The 17521-nt window shown below is 57.6% G+C and carries 13 protein-coding genes and 1 riboswitch; of the genes, 3 read left to right on the forward strand and 10 right to left on the reverse strand.

The genetic code is table 11. From position 1 onward, the window contains the following. Positions 1–110 precede the first annotated feature (110 nt). Positions 111–2471, reverse strand: a complete 2361-nt coding sequence (gene polB / locus BY447_RS13815) for a DNA polymerase II (protein WP_110331350.1) — start codon at positions 2469–2471, stop codon at positions 111–113. 168 nt (positions 2472–2639) lie between these two features. Between polB and BY447_RS13820 the strand changes: the two genes are divergently transcribed. Next, a complete protein-coding gene (locus tag BY447_RS13820) occupies positions 2640–3404 on the forward strand; it encodes a DedA family protein (RefSeq protein WP_013356747.1) in 765 nt (254 codons plus the stop codon). 3 nt (positions 3405–3407) lie between these two features. Here the strand turns inward: BY447_RS13820 and thiQ are convergent, their stop codons facing one another. The 4 genes from thiQ to sgrR all read right to left on the reverse strand — a co-directional run bounded on the left by thiQ (position 3408) and on the right by sgrR (position 8511). Then, positions 3408–4109, reverse strand: a complete 702-nt coding sequence (gene thiQ, locus BY447_RS13825) for a thiamine ABC transporter ATP-binding protein ThiQ (protein WP_110331351.1) — start codon at positions 4107–4109, stop codon at positions 3408–3410. Beyond that, positions 4096–5703, reverse strand: coding sequence for a thiamine/thiamine pyrophosphate ABC transporter permease ThiP (gene thiP / locus BY447_RS13830; RefSeq protein ID WP_110331352.1), 1608 nt, complete (start codon positions 5701–5703; stop codon positions 4096–4098). The genes thiQ and thiP overlap by 14 nt, the downstream gene beginning before the upstream one ends. Next, on the reverse strand, positions 5679–6665 hold the full coding sequence (thiB, locus tag BY447_RS13835; RefSeq protein WP_033781845.1) for a thiamine ABC transporter substrate binding subunit: 987 nt from the start codon (positions 6663–6665) through the stop codon (positions 5679–5681). The genes thiP and thiB overlap by 25 nt, the downstream gene beginning before the upstream one ends. Before the next feature lie 46 nt (positions 6666–6711). Further along, positions 6712–6814: riboswitch (TPP riboswitch) on the reverse strand. Positions 6815–6849: 35 nt separating this feature from the next. Beyond that, positions 6850–8511, reverse strand: a complete 1662-nt coding sequence (sgrR, locus tag BY447_RS13840) for an HTH-type transcriptional regulator SgrR (protein WP_013356751.1) — start codon at positions 8509–8511, stop codon at positions 6850–6852. A 253-nt stretch (positions 8512–8764) separates the two neighbouring features. On the opposite strand from sgrR, the gene BY447_RS13845 reads away from it, so the two are divergent. Further along, positions 8765–9943: an MFS transporter gene (locus BY447_RS13845; protein ID WP_110331353.1), complete on the forward strand. Its 1179-nt coding sequence runs from the start codon at positions 8765–8767 to the stop codon at positions 9941–9943. Positions 9944–10213: 270 nt separating this feature from the next. Here the strand turns inward: BY447_RS13845 and leuD are convergent, their stop codons facing one another. From leuD to leuL, 5 genes are all read right to left on the reverse strand, one after another. Then, complete coding sequence (leuD, locus tag BY447_RS13850; RefSeq protein ID WP_003854779.1) at positions 10214–10819, reverse strand: 3-isopropylmalate dehydratase small subunit; 606 nt, start codon at positions 10817–10819, stop codon at positions 10214–10216. Between the two features lie 3 nt (positions 10820–10822). Beyond that, on the reverse strand, positions 10823–12229 hold the full coding sequence (gene leuC, locus BY447_RS13855) for a 3-isopropylmalate dehydratase large subunit (RefSeq protein WP_013356753.1): 1407 nt from the start codon (positions 12227–12229) through the stop codon (positions 10823–10825). 4 nt (positions 12230–12233) lie between these two features. Further along, complete coding sequence (leuB, locus tag BY447_RS13860; RefSeq protein WP_013356754.1) at positions 12234–13325, reverse strand: 3-isopropylmalate dehydrogenase; 1092 nt, start codon at positions 13323–13325, stop codon at positions 12234–12236. Between the two features lie 2 nt (positions 13326–13327). Next, positions 13328–14890 carry a 2-isopropylmalate synthase gene (leuA, locus tag BY447_RS13865; protein ID WP_033781852.1) on the reverse strand — a complete coding sequence of 521 codons (1563 nt, stop codon included), beginning with the start codon at positions 14888–14890 and terminating at the stop codon, positions 13328–13330. Between the two features lie 90 nt (positions 14891–14980). Then, a complete protein-coding gene (gene leuL, locus BY447_RS23650; RefSeq protein ID WP_099257765.1) occupies positions 14981–15064 on the reverse strand; it encodes a leu operon leader peptide in 84 nt (27 codons plus the stop codon). Positions 15065–15795: 731 nt separating this feature from the next. Here leuL and ilvI point away from each other — a divergent pair. Next, the gene (ilvI, locus tag BY447_RS13875) at positions 15796–17520 is read left to right on the forward strand and encodes an acetolactate synthase 3 large subunit (protein ID WP_033731545.1); all 1725 of its coding nucleotides are present in this window, start codon (positions 15796–15798) and stop codon (positions 17518–17520) included. The last annotated feature ends 1 nt before the right edge of the window (position 17521 follow it).

Here is a 17521-nt window from a genome sequence, read left to right on the forward strand (position 1 = left end):
AGCTCAGGCAATAGCGTTACCGCCAGACAAACGAGGTCTGGAGCGGGAGTAAGAGCGGTGAGTTTCAGGAAGGGCGCTATGGTACTGGATGGCAGGGCGTTCGTCACCTGTCAAAAAAGCCCCAGTTGCCCTGTAATCAGTGTAGCAAAGTCCCCTTCAACAAAGGGCAGAATCCCCTCAGCGACAGGCTGAAGTTGCTTCGTTACATAGTGGTCATAGTCCAGCGGCGTGCTGCGCGCTTCCAGTGGTTCCGGGCCTGCCGTCGCCATAACGTAACGAATACGGCCTCCCTTCTGATACTGCAATGGCCGGTTTAATTTACGATTCTGCTCATTGGCCAGCCTGGCGGCACGCACATGCGGGGGCACGTTTCGTTCATATTCATTCAGCGCCCGCCGCAGACGCTTTTTATAGATCAGCTGATCGTCGAGTTCACCCGCCAGCAGCTGCGCTACGGTCGTGCGGATGTAGTCCTGCCACGGCTCACGGTGAAAAATGCGATGGTAGAGCTGCTGCTGAAACTGTTTGGCCAGCGGCGTCCAGTCGGTTCGCACCGACTCCAGCCCCTTGAAGACCATGCGCTCACCGGCAGCGTCACGAATCAGTCCGGCGTAGCGTTTCTTGCTGCCCTGTTCCGCGCCGCGAATGGTCGGCATCAGGAAGCGGCAGAAGTGGCTTTCATACTCCAGCTCCAGAGTGCTGGTCAGCCCCTGCGTCTGCTGGAGGTGGTCACGCCACCAGTCATTTACTTTCTGCACCAGCTGCTGACCAATCGTGGCAGCATCTTCTTCACTGTGCGCCGACTTGAGCCAGACAAAGGTGGAGTCGGTGTCGCCATAGATAACGTCATAGCCTTCCGCTTCAATCAGCGTGCGGGTCTGCTGCATGATGGCGTGACCGCGCAGGGTAATCGAGGAGGCGAGACGCGGATCGAAGAAGCGGCAGGCGCTGGTACCCAGCACGCCATAAAAGGCGTTCATGATAATCTTCAGCGCCTGAGACAGCGGCTGATTTTTCTGCTTTTTCGCTGCCTCACGACCCAGCCAGATCTGCTCAACAATCGCGGGCAGGCAATGGGTATGCCGTGAGAAACGCGCTTCGCGGAAACCTTCGACTGAATCGGCATCATCCGGATGGGCCAGTCCCTCTACCAGACCCACCGGGTCGATCAGGAAGGTGCGGATAATCGACGGATAGAGGCTTTTGTAATCCAGCACCAGCACCGAGTCATACAGGCCGGGGCGCGAATCCATCACATAGCCGCCCGGGCTGGCTTCCGGGGCGACATCGCCCATGTTCGGGGCGACAAACCCGGCGCGATGCATCCGCGGAATATAAAGATGACCAAAAGCCGCCACCGAACCGCCGTGGCGATCGACGGCCAGGCCATTCACCGCCGCACGCTCCAGCAGAAACGGCATAATTGCGGTTTTGTGAAAAATGCGCGTCACCAGCTCGCAGTCTTTCAGGTTGTAGCGTGCCAGCGCCGGTTTATCGTTGGCAAAGCGCCAGTTGATCTCCTCCATGCGATCCCAGGGATTATCAATCGCTTTTCCTTCACCCAGCAGCTGTTGCGACACCGACTCCAGGCTGAACGACGGAAAATCCCAGAACGCCGATTTCAGGGCGTCGATGCCATCGATAATTAACCGGCCGCTGGCCTGCGCGAAAAAAACGCCGGGCTTGAAGCCGTGTTCACGCCACTCCAGCGCGGCCTGCTGGCGGCCAAGACGCAACGGTATGCCGTAGCGATCGGCATGCTTCTGCAGCACCCGCAGGTCAAACTGCACCACGTTCCAGCCAATCAGCACGTCCGGGTCATGCTCTGCAAACCACTGGTTCAGCGCTTCAAGCAGCTGCGGGCGGCTGTCGAGATAGATCAGCTCGAAGTCCAGCGCGCTGGCATCACCGTTTGGCGGGCCGAGCATAAAGACCTGGCGCTGACCGCAACCCTCCAGCCCGATGCAGTAAAGCTCGCCATGCTGCGTGGTTTCAATATCCAGTGAGACCCATTTCAGTGGCGGGCGATAGTCGGGGTGGGGTTTGAGCCGCGCATTGACCACGCTGTCGCCGCGCTGCTCGCCGTCAAACCAGACCGGCGCGGTAATAAAACGCTCCATCAGGTAGCGCTCCGGCGGGCGGATATCCGCCTCATAGACCGGAATACCCTGTTCGCGCAGCCGTTTTTCGATGCGCTGTAGTTGACGGTTCTGTGGACAGTAGAGGCCAAAAACCGTGCGGCGGCGGAAATCTTTCAGCGCCAGCGACTGAATCCGAAACTGACGTTCATCTTTGAGTAATTCGCTGACCTGCGCCTGAAATTCCTCGGGAATAAACGCAACGGACTCCTGTACCGGCAGTACCACGCGCTGCGCGCCAGCATCCGTGGCGAGCCAGAGGATAATTTCAGTGCCTTGCGGGCTGTCGCGCCAGTGGCGGGTGAGCAGAAAACCTGCGCGGGCCATATTCAGATGTTCTCCGGACTCAGCAATTCAGGGATGAGAAAACTGCTTAAGTATATCATGGATATTTATACAGTTCCCGCCGCCGCTTTTGTCAACATTGTCCTACAATTCTTGCCTTGACGCTGTGTGGCTGGCTCTGGACAATCCAGCCTTCTGCTTTTACTTAGGATGATTATGGAAGCCTGGATTCAACAACTGATTACGCAGTCCCTGGAGTGGGCGCTGTTTGCCGTTGCGCTGGTGACGTTTCTGGAGTCGCTGGCGCTGGTCGGGCTGTTGCTGCCAGGTACGGTAATGATGGCCAGTCTGGGTGCGCTGGTGGGCAGTGGCGAGCTTGGTCTCTATCCTGCCTGGGCGGCGGGCTTTGCGGGCTGCCTGATTGGTGACTGGGTCTCTTACGGCATCGGCTGGAAATTCCAGGGGCCGCTGCATCGCTGGAAGTATCTGCAAAAATATAAAGGCCTGCTGGATAAAACCGAGCATGCCCTGCATCAGCACAGCATGTTTACGATTCTGGTCGGGCGCTTTGTGGGGCCGACACGTCCGCTGATTCCGCTGGCGGCCGGTATGCTGGAGCTGCCAGTGCGTAAATTCCTGCCGCCGAACATTATTGGCTGCATCCTCTGGCCGCCGCTCTATCTGCTGCCCGGGATTCTGGCGGGGGTGGCGATCGATGTGCCCAAAGCCGCGCAGGGCGGCAGCTTTAAGTGGCTGTTACTCGGCGCAGCCCTGCTGATCTGGCTGGGTGGCTGGTTATGCTGGCGCTGGTGGCGCAGCGGCAAGAGCCGCGACTGGGCGACCGCCTGGCTGCCGCCTGAACGTTTACGCTGGGCAGGACCGCTGGGGCTGGTGATCGCCGTTGCGGCGTTTGTGGGTATTCAGTTCCATCCGATGATGCCGGTTTTCCGTCATCTGCTGTGGCAGGTGTTCTTCGCCTGACGCTTAACGACGCGGGATGCCGAGCACCTCAGCCTCCCGCGTCTCGCCCGACAGCAGCAGTCGGGTCTCGCCATCCCAGTAAACCCGTCCATCCACAATCACCACACTGCGCGGCGCAATCTGCTGTGCATCTTCCAGACTGTGCGACACCATCAGGAGCGTGATGCTGCGCGCTTCGCACACCGAACGCACCAGTTGCAGCATCTCGCCACGCAGCGCCGGATCCAGTGCAGAAAAAGGCTCATCCAGCAGCAGCACCGGCCGGTCGCGCAGCAGACAGCGTGCCAGCGCCACGCGCTGACGCTGTCCGCCCGACAGTTCGCCCGGCAGACGGGTGAGCAGATCGCCTAATCCCACCTGATCGGCCAGCGTGGCCAGCTGCTGACGCTGCTCAGCGTTGAGTTTTAATCCTGGATGCAGCCCCAGCGCCATGTTCTGCTGTACGCTGAGGTGCGGAAACAGGTTGTTCTCCTGAAACAGCATCGAAACCGGTCGTCTGGCCGGGACGCTATGGGTGTGCTCCTGACCGTCAATCATCAGGGTGCCCTGTTTCACCGGTAGAAAACCAGCGATCAGGCTCAGCAGCGTGCTTTTACCGGCTCCGCTGGGTCCGAGAATCGCGATCCGCTCGCCGCGCGCGGCAGTGAGGCTGAAGCGCATCGGCAGATGCTGATAAAGGTAAGTGAGGTTATCAAGTGTCAGCATGTCGGCCTGGTAATTTTTCCATTAGCGTGAACAGCAATAAGCAGAGCAGCAGCAACAGCAGAGCGGTAACCGCGCCATCAGCGCCGCGATAGGCGCCAATCTGCTGATAAAGGTAGAACGGCAGCGTGCGGAAGTCGGCATTGCCAAACAGCGCCACCACGCCAAAATCACCAATCGACAGCACACAGGCAAAGGCCAGCGCCTGGGCCAGCGGACGTTTCAGCGCCCGCAGTTCGATCAGCCGCAGCCGGTTCCAGCCGTGGATATCCAGCGAATCGCAGAGTCTGCCGTAGCGCTCTGCGACGTCCCGCATCGGGTTATCCAGCACTTTCAGCGCATAGGGAATGGCGATTAGCGCATTGGTAAAGATCACCAGCCCGTCGGCCGACTCGGGCAGGCCGATGGTGGCGTTGAAAAGCAGGAAAAAGCCGGTGGCAAGCACAATGCCTGGCATCGCCAGGATCAGCATGCCGCTGGTGTCGATCAACTGTGCCGCCGCCGGACGCTGACGCAGACGCAGTTCCCGACTGCTCCACAGCAGCATCATGGTCAGGACCACTGAGAGTAAACCGGCACCCATGGCGATGCGCAGTGAGGTAAAGGTGGCCTGCCACAGTGCAGGTTGCGCCAGCGCGCCACGTAGTCCGCCGTGCAGACCATCGACGATCACAGCCGCCAGCGGAGGCAGTAGCAGAATCAGTGCCAGCCCGATCAGCAGCGCATCCATCAGCTGTGCTGCACGGGAATCCTGCGGATCGCGCCAGTCGTTCAGCTGACTGGTTCCGGCAGGAATCGCCTTGCTGAAGCGCTGACTGAGCAGCACCAGCGTCAGACAGCAGCCGAGCTGAATCAGCGCCAGCAGCGCCGCACGTCCGGGATCGTAGTCATAACTCAGCGCCTGGAATATCGCCAGTTCGATGGTGGTCGCCTGAGGACCGCCACCCAGCGACAGCACGGTGGCAAAGCTGGCGAAACAGAGCATAAAGATCAGCGCGCCGGTCGGCAGCAGCTGACGCCGCAGCCACGGCCACTCCAGCAGACGAAAATGGTGCCAGCCGCGCAGGTCAAGCTGTGCCGCCAGCTGACGCTGTTCCGCCGGGATGCTCTCCAGCGCCTGCAGCATCAGGCGGGTCGCCAGCGGCAGGTTAAAGAAGACGTGCGCCAGCAAGATGCCCGGCAGACCATAGGGCGAGAAGTGATAACCTAGCCCTGCCATCTGGCACAGCTGCGCCAGCCAGCCATTGCTACCGTAAACGGTCAGCAGGCCGAACACCGCGACCAGCACCGGCAGCACCAGCGTCATGGCGCACAGGCGCAGCAGCAGCTGGCGGCCAGGGAAACGACGTCGATAGAGCGCCCGCGCCAGCGGCACCGCAGGCAGCAGCGACAGCAGGGCGGAGAGCAGCGCCTGAGCGAAAGAGAACGCGATAACGTGATGCAGGTAGTCATCCTGCAGCACGCCGCGTAAATCCGTGTCCGGTGCGGCGCTCCAGAGTGCACCGAAGGCCAGAAACGCCACGAGTGTCAGTAACACCATGGCGAGGGAACCGGGGATCAGCCAGCGCGGCATCAGCGGCTGACGGCGCGTTGCCACTGGCTAATCCAGCCCGAACGCTGGCTGGCAACCTCTTCCGGCGAGAACTGCAGAGCAGTTGAAGGCACGCTGAGCGCCGTGAAACCGGCAGGCAGAGGCGTGTCGATCACCGGGTACATCCAGTTGCCGGTGGGGATAGTGCGCTGGAAGTCAGGCGAGACCATAAACTTCATAAACTGCTGTGCCAGCGCGGGCTGTTTGCTGCTGGTTAACTGCGCGGCCACTTCAACCTGCAGATAGTGTCCCTCGGCAAAAGACGCGGCAGCATAGTTCTCTTTTTTCTCTTCGATGATGTGGTAAGCCGGTGAGGTGGTGTAACTCAGCACCAGATCGCCTTCGCCCTTCAGGAACAGGCCATAGGCTTCACTCCAGCCTTTAGTGACCGTCACGGTTTTCTGCGCCAGCTTTTGCCACGCCTGCGGGGCCTGATCGCCATAGACCTTCTGCATCCATAGCAGCAGACCTAAGCCGGGCGTGCTGGTGCGGGGATCTTCGTAGATCACCCGCCACTTCTCCGGGCTGTCGACCAGCTCTTTCAGGCTTTTTGGCGGATTTTTCAGCCGGGTTTTGTCATAGACAAAGGCGAAGTAGCCATAATCGAACGGCACGAAGGTGGTGTTGTGCCATCCATCGGGCAGTTTTAATGTCGAGGTGTCGACCTGACTTTCGGCAAACAGGCCAGTTTTTTGCGCCGCCTGCACCAGATTGTTATCCAGCCCCAGCACCACATCCGCTTTACTGTTTTTGCCTTCCATGCGGACGCGGTTCAGCAGCGAGACGCCATCTTCCAGCGTGACGAATTTCAGTTCGCAGTCGCACTGGGCTTCAAAGGCTTTTTTCACTGCCGGGCCAGGGCCCCAGTCGGCGGAGAAGGAGTCGTAGGTGTAGACCGTGAGAACTGGCTTAGCCGCCAGAACGGGGGCAGAGAGTAACAGCAGCACCGGCAGAACTTTGTTTAACACTTTGCGCTCCTTCAGGAGAATAGGGGATGAGTCGCAAAGGATCTGAGCACAGAGGCCTCTCAAATCCCTACGTCGGTATTAACCGAATCAGGTTCGACGGGTCTCTCTCAGCGGCTTGCTTGTGGCAGGCCGCACCCCGTTGAGAACGTCACATTCTAGTCATTTCAGCGCCGGGGCGAAAGCGTCACAGCGCTGGTGGCGCGAACCAGGCCGATTTAAAATCAAACCAGCCCAGGGTATTCATCCGTACGCCGCGCATGCTGCGCTGTCCTTCCAGCAGCAGCCAGTGATGAAACAGCGGATGCAGACCGGCTTCTTCGACTAATTGCTTGCTCCATTCGGCCAGCGGCAGTGTTTTCTCACGCCAGCGGGCCGCATCGCCATGCCAGTCGATCGGCAGGCAGTGATGCAGTAGTGGAATCTCATAAAGTTGCGCGAACAGGGAGTAATTCAGCGGCAGGGTAAAGTTCACGCTGCCCAGCCAGATATCACTTTCCGCCTCGCCCTGATACCAGCTTTCGTAGCTGATCTCACGGGTCTCCAGCGTGACGCCATGCGCTGCCAGCAGCGGACGCAGTGCATTAGCGATACCTTCGTGCTCCACGTGCTGGCTGTACCAGGTCAGCGTCAGGTGCGTTAAGCCGGGCGGTTTTTCCACGGGCGTCAGATCACGGCGATGATGCCAGCGCGGCAGCAGACCATACGCCGGAAACCAGTAGCGCTGATAGCCGACGCCGGCATGATTGAGCAGGGCGATGGGGTTAAACAGGTAGCTGACCCAGCGCCGCACCGCCTCGTTGCGACCCTGCTCTGAACGCTGATCGAACAGCAGATAGTAGCAGCCCTCTTCAAGGCGGCTCTCCTCCTGAACTTCATCGACGCTGTCGCCCTGCAGTCGGACACCGGCATAGACCAGCTCATCGCTGATGTCGGGCAGGACCCAGATAGAGACATCATCAATCAGGGCGCGAAAACCGAAGTAGTCATCAAACGCTTCGATTTTCAGCTGGCTCTCCTGATTGCGGATCACCCGGTAGGGACCGGTGCCAACAGGCTGACGGGCAAAATCACGCAGTGTCGGCCATTCGCGCGGCAGGATCATCGCACTGACGCTGCCGAGCAGCCAGGGTAATCCCTCGTCGGGCTGGCTTAAACGGATATCCAGCGTCCAGGGGGCAGGCGAGTCAATCTGCGCGATATGGGAAAAGAGTGGATGGGCGCGCTGACGCTCCAGCGTGGCGAGCACATCCTCCATCTCCAGTTCTCTGCCGTGATGGAAGCGAATCGCCGGACGCACAAAGAAGCGCCAGTGAAGTGGGGAAGTCTGCTGCCAGTGGTGCGCAATATCGGGTTCGATTTCCCCGTTTTCCTCATTTATCCGCGTCAGGCCGTTAAAAATCTGTCGCGCAATATGCGTTTCCGAGCGCCGCAGCGGCGAACCGGGCAGCAGGTTAAGCAGCGGACGATAGTAGAGCACCCGCAGGATATGCTTGCCCTGGCGGAAACTGCGCCCCAGGTGTGCCCCAATCATCTGCCGCACCTGGTTTTTATCGCCCACCAGCTGGACCAGTTGATCGATGCGATCCTGTTCCAGCAGATCCTCAGCACGCTGCTGCTGCAACGCCAGACCGGTGTAGCAGAAGGTGAGTTGCGATCGCCTGCCGCGCCCGGCTTCCGCCTGCCAGATCAGCCAGCCTGCAGCCTGCATCCGGTTGAGCAGATTACGCATATGACGGCGAGAGCAATGCAGCAGGTCAGCCAGTTCGCTGAGGGTAATCTCCTGCGTTTGCCCCTGGCAGCTCTGCCACAGGCGAATGAACTGCTGCTTCAGACGTGATGAGGACATAAAAGAGGAACTCCCGGTGAAAAGCGCTCTGTTTTTTCTGCCCCATTTTAAGAGCAAACTTTGCGCTATGGGAAGAGCGGGAGGCATTCAGCAGTGAATGGCGTTCGACCCTCACTTCGCTGTTCAGTGGAGTGCTTTTCTGAGTAGGGTGCATTTACACCGCCAGCAGATGATCTCTGCTGGCTTTTTTCATGTTGCGCGGTATCGTCTACCCTTCTTTTTCCCGTCTGTTTGTTCTGAAAGGGATTTCGCTATGAAATCGCTGTTAACGCGGCAGCGCCGCATCAATCCGGTTTACCTCGCTTTTATGGTTGCCTCGTTCATGCTGGGTATCGCGGGCGCACTACAGGCACCCACACTCAGCCTGTTTCTGACGCGCGAGGTGCAGGCGCGGCCCTTCTGGGTCGGGCTTTTTTTCACCATCAATGCGGTGGCCGGTATCGTGGTGAGCATGCTGGTGGCTAAGCGCTCAGACAGCGTTGGCGATCGTCGGCATATCATTCTCTTCTGCTGCCTGATGGCGCTGATGAATGCGCTGCTGTTTGCCTTTACCCGCCACTATCTGACCCTGCTGACGCTGGGTGTACTGCTGTCGGCGCTGGCCAGCGTCTCAATGCCGCAGCTGTTTGCGCTGGCGCGGGAGTATGCCGATCAGTCGGCACGGGAAGCGGTGATGTTCAGTTCGGTGATGCGTGCGCAGCTGTCGCTGGCGTGGGTGATCGGGCCACCGCTCTCGTTCGCGCTGGCGCTGAACTACGGTTTTGTGACGCTGTTTTTGGTGGCTGCTGCGCTGTTTCTGATCTGTATCCTGCTGGTCTGGTTTACGCTGCCATCTGTGCCACGCACGCAGCCGCTGATGCAAGGCGGCGGGCTGCCGATAAGCGGCTGGCGCGATCGGGATGTGCGGTTGCTGTTCATCGCCTCCGTCGTGATGTGGACCTGCAACACGATGTATATCATCGATATGCCGCTCTATATCAGCACCACGCTGGGACTGCCGGAGAAGCTGGCCGGTCTGCTGATGGGGACGGCTGCCGGGCTGGAGATTCCGGTGATGCTGCTGGCGGGCCATTACGCCCGACGCATCGGCAAACGGCGGTTAATGTTGATCGCGGTGGCGGCGGGCGTGCTGTTTTACCTGGGGCTGGTGCTGTTCAACTCCCGCACTTCACTGATGGTGTTGCAGCTGTTTAACGCGGTATTTGTCGGGATTATTGCGGGTATCGGGATGTTGTGGTTTCAGGATCTGATGCCAGGACGACCTGGCGCGGCGACCACGATGTTCACTAACTCGATCTCGACCGGCATGATTCTGGCCGGGGTGATTCAGGGAACGCTAAGTGAGCGGCTGGGACATGAGGCCGTTTACTGGCTGGCATTCGGGCTGGCGATTGTGGCGCTGGTGATGTCGGCGCGGGTGCGCGACGTATAAAAGAGAAGGGCGACAGGATGTCGCCCTCACAGTGCTGATAACGCCCGGCTCGGTGGCGGTAAGACCGAGCTGGCGAAGGGAACACGGTCAGATCGGAAAGTCGCTTAAGCCATCCCTGGCCGCTCGGCCCGCGCCGTCCCTGGCGCGGGACGCTTTCCTCTTCTGGCCGTGTTCCCAGCGCATCAGGTTTTTTTATTGCTGTCAGATTCACCCTGATTTGGGTTTGTCAGCAGTCTGAGGGCGACCCGGTGTCGCCCTGCTTTAACTCAATCAGCGCAGGAAAGCGGGCTGATTCTGCTCGTACTGCGAAATCGAGGCTTCGTGCTGCAGGGTCAGGCCGATGCTGTCGAGGCCGTTAATCATGCAGTGGCGACGGAAGCTGTCGAGTTCAAACGGATAGACTTTATCGCCTGCGGTGACCGTCTGCGCTTCCAGATCGACCGTGAAGCTGATACCCGGCTGGGCCGCAACCAGTCTGAACAGCTCATCCACTTCCTCTTCGCTTAACTTCACCGGCAGCAGCTGGTTGTTAAAGCTGTTGCCGTAAAAGATATCCGCGAAGCTGGGCGCAATCACCACGTGAAAACCGAAATCGGTCAGCGCCCAGGGCGCATGCTCACGTGAAGACCCACAGCCAAAGTTCTCGCGCGCCAGCAGGATGCTGGTGCCTTTGAACTCAGGCTTGTTCAGCACAAAGCCGGGTGTCGGCACCGTACCGGCGTCATCTTCAAAGCGCCAGTCATGGAACAGATGCTGACCGAAACCGGTGCGGGTGACCTTCTGCAAAAACTGCTTGGGAATGATCGCGTCCGTATCGACGTTCGCGGCATCCAGCGGCGCAACAATGCCGGTGTGCTGAGTAAATTTATTCGCCATGACTTAAGCTCCTGTCGTCAGTTCACGGATGTCGGCAAAGTGGCCGGTCACGGCAGCCGCCGCGGCCATCGCCGGGCTGACCAGATGGGTACGCCCACCACGGCCCTGACGACCTTCAAAGTTACGGTTGCTGGTAGATGCGCAACGCTCGCCCGGATTCAGGCGGTCATTATTCATCGCCAGGCACATTGAGCAGCCAGGCAGACGCCATTCAAAGCCCGCTTCCAGGAAGATTTTATCCAGACCTTCCGCTTCAGCCTGAGCTTTAACCGGGCCGGAACCCGGCACCACCATCGCGACCACGCCAGGCGCGACTTTGCGGCCTTTGGCGATGGCGGCGGCGGCACGCAGATCTTCAATACGTGAATTGGTGCAGGAGCCGATAAACACTTTATCAATCGCAACATCGGTCAGTTTAATGCCCGGCTGCAGGTTCATGTAGGCCAGCGCTTTCTCCGCTGAGGCACGCTCAACCGGATCGGCGAATGAGGCCGGGTTCGGGATCAGCTGATCAACAGCAATCACCTGACCCGGATTGGTGCCCCATGTAACCTGTGGTGCAATCTCTTCAGCATGCAGCGTCACTACTGCATCATACTTCGCGCCTTCGTCAGACTTCAGGGTGCGCCAGTATTCAACGGCCTGCTCCCATTTCTCGCCCTGTGGTGAGAACTGACGACCTTTCAGGTAGTTGAAGGTAGTGTCATCCGGTGCCACCAGGCCCGCTTTCGCGCCCATCTCAATCGCCATGTTGCACAGGGTCATACGACCTTCCATGCTCAGAGCCTGAATCGCCGGGCCGCAGAACTCAACCACATAGCCGGTGCCGCCTGCGCTGCCGGTTTTACCGATGATCGCCAGCACGATATCTTTGGCGGTAATGCCGGTGGACGCCTGGCCCAGTACTTCAATCTTCATGGTTTTCGCCCGACCCTGTTTCAGAGTCTGGGTAGCAAACACATGTTCCACTTCAGAGGTGCCGATACCAAACGCCAGCGAGCCGAATGCCCCATGGGTGGCGGTGTGCGAGTCGCCGCACACAATGGTCATGCCTGGCAGCGTCATACCCTGCTCAGGACCGATAACGTGGACGATGCCCTGGAATGGATGATTCAGGTCATACAGCTGTACGCCAAATTCTTCGCAGTTCTTCATCAGCTCCTGCATCTGAATACGCGCCATCTCGCCCGACGCATTGATATCTTTGGTCTGGGTAGAGACGTTGTGATCCATCGTGGCAAAGGTTTTGCCCGGCTGACGGACTTTACGTCCGTGTGCGCGCAGGCCATCAAAGGCCTGTGGCGAGGTCACTTCATGGATCAGGTGACGATCGATGTAGAGTAACGGCGTTTCGTTTGGCGCTTCGTGGACGACATGTGCATCAAATAACTTCTGGTATAAGGTTTTCATTTTTTTATTTTTCCTCGGCGATAAAGCGGGCAATGATGCTGCCCATCTCATCTGTGCTGACCGCAGGGCCATCACCGGCTAAATCTTTGGTGCGGTAGCCCTGTTCCAGCGCACGGCTGATGGCACGTTCGATGCTGTCGGCAGCGGCATCGGCATTCAGGCTGTAACGCAGCAGCAGCGACAGCGACAGGATCTGGGCGACCGGGTTAGCAATGTTCTGACCGGCGATATCCGGCGCTGAACCACCCGCCGGTTCGAACAGGCCAAAGCCCGCTTCATTCAGACTGGCTGACGGCAGCATGCCCATCGAGCCGGTGATCATGGCGCACTCATCAGAGAGAATGTCACCGAACAGGTTGGAGCAGAGCAGCACGTCAAACTGCGACGGGTCTTTAATCAGCTGCATGGTCGCGTTGTCGATATAGATGTGGCTCAGTTGCACGTCCGGGTACTCTTTCGCCACTTCATTAACGATTTCACGCCACATCACCGAGGTCTGCAGCACGTTGGCTTTATCCACCGAGGTGACTTTGTTGCGACGTTTGCGCGCCGATTCAAACGCAATACGGGCGATGCGCTCAATTTCGAAACGGTGATAGACCTCAGTATCAAAGGCACGCTCTTCCGGGCCGCTGCCTTCGCGTCCTTTCGGCTGACCAAAATAGATGCCGCCGGTCAGTTCACGCACGCAGAGAATGTCAAAGCCCTTTGCGGCGATATCGGCGCGCAGCGGGCAGAAGGCTTCCAGTCCGCTGTAGAGCGCCGCCGGACGCAGGTTACTGAACAGCTTAAAATGCTTGCGCAGCGGCAGCAGCGCACCGCGTTCCGGCTGTGATGCTGGCGGTAAATGCTCCCACTTCGGACCGCCAACGGAGCCAAACAGAATCGCGTCGGCCTGCTCGCAGCCTGCAACCGTAGCCGGTGGCAGAGGTTCGCCATGCTGATCGATTGCAATGCCGCCGACCGCATATTCCTGGGTGGTAATCTGCATATCAAAGCGCTGACGAATAGCATCCAGCACTTTCATCGCCTGTGCCATCACTTCCGGGCCGATACCGTCACCGGATAAAACTGCGATATGAGAGGAGGTGGACATGGTTATACGGTTTCCTTCTGATCTTTAAATTTGCGCTGCAATTCTTGTTCAACCTGACGGGCACGCCAGATATTGTTCAGGGCGTTGACCATCGCTTTCGCAGAGGACTCGACGATATCGGTCGCCAGACCAATGCCGTGGAATTTGCGGCCGTTGTAGCTCACAACGATATCGACCTGACCCAGCGCGTTTTCGCCGTGGCCTTTCGCAGTCAGCTTGTAGTTAACCAGCTCAGCGTCAAACTGCGTGATTCGGTTAATCGCCTGATAGACCGCATCAACCGGACCGTTACCGGTGGCGGCATCCGATTTAGCGACATCGCCGCAGCCCAGATTGACAGAGGCGGTGGCGGTGATGCCGGAACCGGTCTGGACGTTAAATTCGTGCAGCTGGAAATGCTCCGGCTCTTCATTCTGTTTGTTGATGAAGGCCAGCGCTTCCAGGTCGTAATCGAAGACCTGACCTTTTTTGTCGGCCAGTTTCAGGAAGGCGTCATACAGCGTATCCAGATTGTAATCCTGCTCGGCATAGCCCATCTCTTCCATGCGATGTTTTACCGCCGCACGGCCTGAACGCGAGGTCAGGTTCAGCTGGATTTTGTGCAAGCCAATCGACTCTGGCGTCAGGATTTCGTAGTTCTCGCGATTCTTCAGCACGCCATCCTGATGAATACCGGAGGAGTGGGCGAAAGCGTTGGAGCCGACCACTGCTTTATTCGCCGGGATCGGCATGTTGCAGATCTGGCTGACCATCTGGCTGGTGCGGTAGATTTCCTGATGATTGATAGTGGTGTGCACGTTCATGATCTGCTGACGGGTTTTAATCGCCATGATCACCTCTTCCAGCGCACAGTTACCGGCACGTTCACCCAGCCCATTCATCGTGCCTTCAACCTGACGCGCGCCGGCCTGAACAGCAGCCAGGGCGTTACCGGTTGCCATGCCCAGGTCATCGTGGGTATGTACAGAGATAATCGCTTTATCGATGTTAGGAACGCGGTTCATCAGTTCGCTGATGATGTGAGCATATTCGCCTGGCAGGGTGTAGCCAACGGTGTCCGGGATGTTGATAGTGGTCGCACCGGCGTTAATCGTGGCTTCCACCATCCGGCACAGGTCATCAATGGGGGTACGGCCGCCATCTTCACAGGAGAACTCGACGTCACTGGTGTAGTTACGCGCACGCTTTACCATATGCACCGCACGCTCAATCACTTCCGGCAGCGTACTGCGCAGTTTGGTGGCGATGTGCATCGGGGAGGTCGCGATGAAGGTATGAATACGGAAGGCTTCAGCAACGCGCAGTGATTCATATGCCGCGTCGATGTCTTTCTCCACACAGCGCGCCAGTCCGCAGACCCGACTGTTTTTGATGGTGCGCGCAATGGTCTGTACTGATTCAAAGTCGCCTGGTGAGGAGACCGGGAAACCCACTTCCATCACATCCACGCCCATACGCTCCAGCGCTAAGGCAATCTGCAATTTTTCTTTCACACTCAGGCTGGCCTGTAATGCCTGCTCACCATCGCGCAGAGTGGTATCGAAAATAATGACTTGCTGGCTCATCGTATTCATCCTTTTGCTTTTTTCGGGCCTGGCAACGAGCATAAAAAAACCCGCGACAGGCGCGGGTTTTTAACTTTCAGCAGGTTTGAATCAGTGTTTGATTCCGCCCACAAGTCTACCGCGCAAGCTGAGTGCGTTTAGTAGTAGACCGAGAAGGCGAACAGAACGAAACATGGATTCAAACCTTATAAAATGTTGTGCTGTACATATTGGTACTGGAATCGCTCAGGGATGTCAACCTTCAATGCAGGGGTATTATCCGGGACGATGAAGGAAGATATTCTGTTATTTAACGGTCAGGCAGCGTAATGAACAGCGCGTCAGTCACTGCGTAAGCAATCAGCCCCCGGAAGGCTGCCTTTTATGGGCTGTTTAAAGATTTATTCTATTGAAAAATAATAATTTTATTGGTTTTCAGCCTGGCAGCACCACAGGATTTATCACCTGTCGGTTAGCATAATCGAATGCGCTTGCGTGATTTACTGGTTAATTACGCCAGAAAAGAAAAGCGTCAGGCGATTGTGGGCTATTGCAGGCGGTAATAAGTTTTCGTTATTTCTTATATCACGCTGAAAATAATTTCTTACTTAGCATTTTCGTCTGCGGTTCTGCGACGTAATTAGTTTAATCCGCGCAGCCAATTCTTATCAGGCAGAGCCTTTACGTCCCGGCCTTTTAATTTACGCGGGTTTGCGGTTTGCCTGCCCGGTTAACTGCGGTTATGGTAATTGACCTACTCTCAGAACAATGAACTCAACAGATTTCTCTGTAACCGGACAGCGGCACATGTTTTCGCTGTCGTGCATAAACATAAGATTTTGATTGGCAAAGCAGGCACCAGGGCAACGTGTTACACACCAACGGGCGTAGTAACCGGGCCGGGTCCTCAAGCCTGGAGGCAGAAGATGGAGATGTTGTCAGGAGCCGAAATGGTCGTCCGTTCGTTAATCGATCAGGGCGTTAAGCAGGTATTCGGTTATCCGGGTGGCGCAGTCTTAGATATCTATGATGCGCTGCAAACCGTCGGGGGTATCGATCACATTCTGGTGCGCCATGAGCAGGGTGCGGTGCATATGGCTGACGGTCTGGCGCGTGCTACTGGTGAAGTTGGCGTGGTGCTGGTTACCTCGGGACCCGGTGCAACCAATGCCATTACCGGTATCGCTACCGCCTATATGGACTCGATTCCGCTGGTGATCCTGTCGGGTCAGGTTCCCTCGTCGCTGATTGGCTATGATGCTTTTCAGGAGTGCGACATGGTCGGCATCTCTCGTCCGGTGGTGAAGCACAGCTTCCTGGTAAAAAGCACCGAAGAGATCCCAACCGTACTGAAAAAGGCGTTCTGGCTGGCCTCCAGCGGACGTCCGGGACCGGTGGTGATCGACCTGCCAAAAGATATTCTGAACCCGGCCAACAAACTGCCTTATCACTGGCCGGACTCGGTAAGCATGCGCTCCTACAACCCGACCATTCAGGGTCACAAAGGGCAGATTAAGCGCGCGCTGACCACCTTGCTGGCCGCGAAGAAGCCGGTGATTTACGCGGGTGGCGGGGCCATCACCGCTGGCTGCGAAGCGGAACTGTTACAGCTGGCCGAAAGCCTGAATATTCCGGTGACAACTTCGCTGATGGGCCTGGGCGCGTTTCCGGGTACCCACCGTCAGTGCGTCGGCATGCTCGGTATGCACGGCACGTACGAAGCCAACATGACGATGCACAATACCGACCTGATTTTTGGTATTGGTGTTCGCTTCGATGATCGTACCACTAATAACCTGGCGAAATATTGTCCCAACGCCACGGTGATGCACATCGATATCGACCCTACCTCTATTTCCAAGACGGTCGCGGCGGATATCCCGATCGTAGGTGATGCGAAACAGGTACTGCAGCAGATGCTGGAGTTGCTGGCGCAAAGCGACACGCCATCGCGTGCTGAGAGCCTGCACGACTGGTGGCAGGCGATCGAAGGCTGGCGCAGTCGTCACTGCCTGGAATTTGATCGCACCAGCGATAAAATTAAACCACAGGCCGTAATTGAAACCATCAGCCGTCTGACCAAAGGCGATGCGTACGTCACGTCGGATGTGGGCCAGCATCAGATGTTTGCTGCGCTCTATTATCCTTTCGACAAACCGCGCCGCTGGATCAACTCCGGCGGTCTGGGCACCATGGGCTTTGGTCTGCCTGCTGCGCTGGGCGTTAAGATGGCGTTGCCGGAAGAGACCGTCATCTGCGTAACGGGCGATGGCAGTATCCAGATGAACATTCAGGAGCTCTCTACAGCACTGCAGTACGATCTGCCGGTGCTGGTGCTGAACCTGAATAACCGGGTGCTGGGCATGGTGAAGCAGTGGCAGGATATGATCTATTCCGGTCGTCACTCCCAGTCTTATATGGAGTCGCTGCCTGACTTCGTGCGTCTGGCAGAAGCCTACGGTCATGTCGGCATTGCGATTGAACATCCGGCTGAGCTGGAAGAGAAACTGACGCTGGCGCTGGAAACGCTGGCGAAAGGACGTCTGGTGTTTGTGGATGTCACCGTTGACGGTAGCGAGCACGTTTACCCGATGCAGATTCGCGGTGGCAGCATGGATGAGATGTGGTTAAGCAAAACGGAGAGGACATAAT

Origin of the sequence: Pantoea sp. JKS000250 (genome assembly GCF_003201065.1) — a bacterium.
GTDB classification, from domain to species: domain Bacteria; phylum Pseudomonadota; class Gammaproteobacteria; order Enterobacterales; family Enterobacteriaceae; genus Pantoea; species Pantoea vagans.